Genomic DNA, 5,464 nt, shown 5'->3' with positions numbered 1-5,464 from the left:
GACTGCCACCGTGGCGCATTGACGCCTCGGCTTGGGCGAGTCCATCCAATTACAGGAGAATGCGTTCCAATGCAGGAGCTGCCGAAGGCTGCGATCTTTTGATCTTTAATGTGTACGCGACAACACTTCCCCAATACTGCGCCGCTTGGCATGCAGTTCGCTGGCATGGATCAGCTGTTCGAGGTCTTCGGGGGTGACGTCGAAGAAGGCTTCCATTTCAGCCAGGGCCAGTTTCAGGTCCTGGGCGGTGATCGCCTGGGATTCCACCGGAGGATGGTCGGCCGGGATCACGGCGACGGGTTCGCTGGCGCGCTTGGGGTATCGGATGCGGGTCAGGTTGTTATAGGCCAGGGCGCTGAGCAGCATGGTCGATGCAGCGAGCATCACCGGGCCAAGCTCTTTCCAGTCCAGGGCAATGGTCGCTGGGTCCGCAAGGACCAACAACAATGCCAGTGCTCCGGCCGGCGGGTGCAGGCAACGCAGCCAGCACATCAGGATCACTGCCATGCCAGCCGCGAGGCAAGCGCTGCCGAGGGTTCGACCGAGCACGTGGGCGACCAGCAAAGAGACGACCCCGGCGCTCAAGTAACCGCCGAGTATCGACCAGGGTTGTGCGAGGGCACCGGAAGACACCGCGAACAACAACACTGCCGAGGCACCCAGCGGGCCGACCAGATGCTGCGCCACTTCCATGCCGAATACCTGAGCACAGACCCAGACGCTGAACATCGTTCCCAGTGCCATACCGATGGCAGCTCGGCTCCATTCAGTCGGGCGGGTGTTGATAGCGGCGGGTAACCAGCGAGCGAGCATGATTAAGATCGTTCCGTAGACAAAACCTGAGGAAAAAAAAAGGCTTATCTGGGATACCCAGAAAGCCCTTGAAGGTTGTTCCAACTATTGGGGGAGGAACGAGCACAGTGTGCCGTTACTTGCTGATGATGACAAATTCATATTAATGAGGCTTCAGTTCACTAATTCTGATGTAAGGCCACTCGACGCCCACTCATGAAACACAGGAAACCGCCCATCGCCGTGAGTGCGCTCAACGCGTAGAACATGGTCGGCGCCGGGGTGTGCATCAACAGGAACCCGCAGATCACCGGGCTCAGCGCGCCGCCGAGGGCCGCCAGGTTCTGGGCGCCGTAGTAACTGCCGCGCAGTTCTTCCGGCGCCAGCGTGTCAACGAAGAGGAATTCCGCCGGGTAAATGATCATTTCCCCGAGGGTGAAAATGAACATCGCCACGCACCAGCTGACCATGCTGTCGGCCAGGCTGAAGCCGATCAACCCCAGAATGAACAGGCTGGTACCGCCGGCAATCCAGTAGCGCAGCTTTTCCCGATTGAGGAAGCGGCCGATCTGGTACTGCAACAGGATCACGCTGATGGCGTTGCAGGCGAGCAGGGCGGCCATGATTTCCAAGGCACGTTTGGAGTCGTGGGTCACCAGCAGGTATTGCGACAGGTACAGGGTGAAACGTCCGTGCACGACGGTGCTGAGCAGGCAGCCGCAGGTGAACATGATCAGCGTGCGGTCGTTCTTCAGGGTGACCAGGGTCTTGAGGAAACTCTGCGGTTGGCCAATCGCTGGCGTCTGCGCCGAATCCTTCGGGATGCCGATCATCAAGAAGATGCTGAAAAACGCGATGGCGCCGGCAATCAGGAACGGCGCAATCGGATACACGCCAGCGATCACCACGCCGAGCATGGGGCCGGTGGCATAGCCGATGTTGGTCAGGGTGTAGCGCAGGGAAAACGCCTTGGCGCGTTGGCCCATGGGCAGGTTTTCGCTGAGGATCGCTTTGGAGCCGATCAGGAACAGCGCCGACGCGGTCTCGGTGATCACCAGGGTGGCCGTGGTCAGGTAGAGGTTTTCGGCGAAGGTCAGCAGCACGAAGCCGATGGCGCTGGAGAGCATCGCCAGGATCAGCAACCGGCGTTTTTCCAGGCGGTCGATGATGTAGCCACCGTACAGGGCGAGCAGGGTGGCGATGAACACCGCAATGCCCAGCAGCAAGCCAACGTCCTGTTGGTTGAGGCCGAGCTTGTTGCTCAGGAACAGCGTAAGCAACGGGCTGGTGATGGCGCGGCTGACGACGATGGTCAGCGAAACGATCATCAACCGGCGAATAACGAGCGAGTAAGTGGCCACGGTGAGTGCAAATGTCCTTATTCAATGATCTCTGATTGATCGTTCCCACGCTCTGCGTGGGAATGCTTCAATGGACGCTCTGCGTCCGCTCCTGGGTCGCGGAGCGCCCCGGGCTGCATTCCCACGCGGAGCGTGGGAACGATCGACATCTCAATGGATTCCGATTCCTCTAGCCTCCACAACTGCCCCAACAATTCCTCAGCCTGCCGCTCTGGAATCACCCGCTCAGCCAAACTGAAAAACTTCTCTTCCAGCGCCGCATCACTCAGCGGATTACCCGGTGCGCCCAACGGCACTTCAACGCACAGGCTCGCCTGCCGACCATCCACGGTCCGCAGCGTTACCACGGGCTCGCCATCCTCGGACAGTTGCGGGTCTACTTCAAGGCGAATGCGCGAGATCCACTGGGCAATGCGCGGATCACGGCGTTGCTCATCGTCATAGGCCTGCAATCGGCAATGACCGTGCACCAGCCGCCCCGCCAGCGCATACGGCAGGCTCATCTGCGCGGCCGCGAGGCTGCTGACATCCTGACCACCGCACATGTCATGCAGAAACCCGCACAGCGAAACCTGCACGTCCTCGACCTGATCGACCGGCACCTTCAGTTGATCGAGCAACAGGCCAAGGGCATCGATAGCTGAATGGGTTCCCCGGCATGACGCGTACGGCTTGATCGAACAGCGGGCGAGTTTCCACACTTCGCCGAGACCCGCATCCAGCGCCTCGGCAGTCGAAGTGGCCGGAGCGAGGGTTTTCAGAAAACCGCCCCAGACATCGTCAAATAATTGCGTCGGCCCGCTGATGCCCTGTTGGGCAAACCGCGCCGCCAGGAATCCACCTTCGGCGGCGCGACCGCTGTGCAGTTTTTTGCTTTGCGAACCGTCGTGGATGAAGGCCCACAAACCACCGCTGAAACTCCCGGCGATGCCCAGTGCCGACAAGGTTTGCCCGGCGTCCAGCCCGAGAATCCGCGCACTGGCCGCCGCCGCGCCGACCACCCCGCAAGTCGCCGTGGAGTGCCAGCCGGCGCCGTTGTGGGCCGAATAGCCGCCGCAGGCTTCCAGTACGCGACGACCGATTTCGTAGCCGATGACCACGGCGGTGATGAACTCGCGGCCACTCACCGGTTTTGCGCTCATCGACACAGCCGCCATCACCGCCGGCAATACCACCGCGCCGGAATGATCGCAGCCACCGGTATCGTCGAGTTCCAGGGCGTGGGCGGCGATGCCGTTGAGCATCGCGGCCTGCGCCGCGCCGACCCGCACATCGGTGCCCCAAACCAGGCTGTTGCCCGCTTCACCTTCGAACACCTGCCGCGCGGTTTTCGCCACATCGCTGCCAGCCCCGGCCAGTGTCGCGCCGAAGGTGTCGAGGATGTGCCGTTTGGCTCGCTCGACCAGCGCCGGTGGCAGGTCTTCAAACCGCGTGTCGACGCAAAACTGTGCCAGCCGTCGCATGCGTTCGGTCATAGCAGGTAATCCCGGTAATGCCGTTCATACACTGACGCCGGATGATCCTCGGTCACGGGCGCAGCGGATTCGGCCCACCATTGGGCGACTTCGGCGCCAGTGGCGATCCATACGTCATCGTGCTGCAAAATCCCTTCAAGCAGCTCGCGCAGCACGCCAATTCGTCCCGGCGTGGCAATGATTTCCGGGTGCAGGCGCAGCACGTAACACAGGCCAAAACGGTGGAACCCGGCGAAATCCATTTGCAGGTTGCCCAGGGTATGGCTGTAGGAGGCGATGCGCGATTGTGCCGGTGGCACGGCCGGGCTGAGGTTGAAGGCAAAGTAGGGTTCATCCTCCAGTTCATAGTGCAACGGCAGCTCGATCACCTGCGGCGCGGTCGGGTGAGCGAACGGCAGATCATCACCACGCCATGACGACGACCAGCGAATGCCCTGATCGCGCAACGCTTCGATGAAACCCGGCGCACCGTTGCTGGCGGGGATGCGGAAACCGGTTGGACGCTGGCCCGTCAGCGCTGTCAGCGCATCGCAACCCTTGGCGATATCAGCACTTTGCGCAGCAAGGTCAAGGCTGTCGTAGTCCTGATGGCGATACCCGGCGCAGGCGATTTCATGGCCGCCGGCCTGGATCGCGCGGATGTGCTCAGGGTTTTCCTCGGCGACGATGCCGGGGACAAACCAGCTGCTCGCCACCCCGAGCTCCTTGAACAGGCCGAGCAAACGCTCGACGCCGCGCTGGGTGCCGTAGCGCCAGACCGACAGGGTCTTGTCGCGTCCGGCGACTTCCGGGGCCTGGGTGAGGATGCCGTGGATGTCGTTGTAGTCGACGGTCACGACCACGGCGCAGCGATAGCCTTTGGGCCAGTGAGCGGAATCAGCCATGGTGATGCTCCTTCAGCCACCAGTGGGCGACATCGCGGCAAGTGGCGAACCAGACGTCGTCGCGTTGGCGCATGTGTTCGAAGAGTTTTTCCAGCAACAGGATGCGTCCCGGTTTGCCGGTGATCTTGGGGTGGAACAGGGTGGTCAGGCACAAGCCTTCGTTCATCGCGCCGTCGTATTCGCGGCGCCAGTTGTCGAGGGTCAGCTCATAGCTCGCGGTGCGGTCCAACCCTGAAGGGAAGTTCGGCGCACGGGTGTAGGCGAGGGAGGCGTAGTCATCCATTTCCCAGCGCCCGGGGATTTCCACCAATGGCGTGGCGTGGCCGGGTACGTTGACCAGATAGGGGCGATCATCGCCACGCATGCTGCTGGAGTAGGTCACGCCAGCTTCCACCAACATCGCCGGGGTTTCGGCGCGCCAGTCGCCGGACGGTGTGCGAAAGCCTTCGGCGCGGATGTGCAGATGCTTCCAGAACACTTCGCGGGAGAGCTTCATCACGTCCTTTTGCTGTTCCAGCGTCAGGGCGTAAAAGGATTCGTGTTTATAGCCGTGATAAGCCACCTCATGCCCGCGCTCGACAATCGCCTGGCACTGTCTGGGCCAGTTTTCCACGACCCAGGCCGGAACGAAAAACGTCGTCGGGATCTTGAACTCATCGAGCAGATCGAGAATCCGTGGCAATGCCCGATAAGGACCGTAACCACCGAAACCGAAGTACTCGGGCTTGCGCCAGATCGAGCCGTTGAGCATGGCATCGCCGGTCGGGCCATCGAGGTCGAAGGCCAGGGCCAGGCAGGCCTTGTGCTGGTCGGGCCAGGTGGGTTGGGGTGAGGAGGACATCGGTGGTGCTCCACTATCTAAAGATAACCACTGGACCCTGTGGGAGCGGGGTTTTCCTCGCTGGGGTTACCCCACTCCGCCCCCCTTTTTTCTTAAGTCCCTCCCCCCCCG

Annotated in this window: 5 protein-coding genes; all 5 read right to left on the bottom strand. The window is 61.6% G+C overall.

Translation table 11 applies throughout. The features are described from left to right. Positions 1 to 105: 105 nt before the first annotated feature. Positions 106 to 813, bottom strand: a complete 708-nt coding sequence (locus ACW9JC_RS28445) for an HPP family protein (protein WP_457459207.1) — start codon at positions 811 to 813, stop codon at positions 106 to 108. Positions 814 to 974: 161 nt separating this feature from the next. Further along, entirely contained in the window at positions 975 to 2,153 is a 1,179-nt protein-coding gene (locus ACW9JC_RS28440; RefSeq protein ID WP_457459205.1) for an MFS transporter, read from the bottom strand. A 17-nt stretch (positions 2,154 to 2,170) separates the two neighbouring features. Beyond that, on the bottom strand, positions 2,171 to 3,628 hold the full coding sequence (locus ACW9JC_RS28435) for an MmgE/PrpD family protein (RefSeq protein ID WP_457459204.1): 1,458 nt from the start codon (positions 3,626 to 3,628) through the stop codon (positions 2,171 to 2,173). Continuing rightward, complete coding sequence (locus tag ACW9JC_RS28430; protein WP_457459202.1) at positions 3,625 to 4,512, bottom strand: polysaccharide deacetylase family protein; 888 nt, start codon at positions 4,510 to 4,512, stop codon at positions 3,625 to 3,627. Before ACW9JC_RS28430 ends, ACW9JC_RS28435 begins: the two co-directional genes overlap by 4 nt. Then, positions 4,505 to 5,353: a polysaccharide deacetylase family protein gene (locus ACW9JC_RS28425; protein ID WP_457459200.1), complete on the bottom strand. Its 849-nt coding sequence runs from the start codon at positions 5,351 to 5,353 to the stop codon at positions 4,505 to 4,507. The genes ACW9JC_RS28430 and ACW9JC_RS28425 overlap by 8 nt, the downstream gene beginning before the upstream one ends. Positions 5,354 to 5,464: the final 111 nt, after the last annotated feature.

It is taken from the genome of Pseudomonas sp. SDO5591_S426, assembly GCF_054070755.1.
The sequence above is the reverse complement of the archived record's forward strand: the minus strand, read 5'-3'. Positions and strand labels throughout refer to the sequence as shown.

Bases quoted from the DNA above. Each gene is read 5' to 3' on its own strand.
- ACW9JC_RS28445 (WP_457459207.1), bottom strand. From the start codon at position 813: ATGCTCGCTCGCTGGTTACCCGCCGCTATCAACACCCGCCCGACTGAA.
- ACW9JC_RS28435 (WP_457459204.1), bottom strand. From the start codon at position 3,628: ATGACCGAACGCATGCGACGGCTGGCACAGTTTTGCGTCGACACGCGG.
- ACW9JC_RS28430 (WP_457459202.1), bottom strand. From the start codon at position 4,512: ATGGCTGATTCCGCTCACTGGCCCAAAGGCTATCGCTGCGCCGTGGTC.
- ACW9JC_RS28425 (WP_457459200.1), bottom strand. From the start codon at position 5,353: ATGTCCTCCTCACCCCAACCCACCTGGCCCGACCAGCACAAGGCCTGC.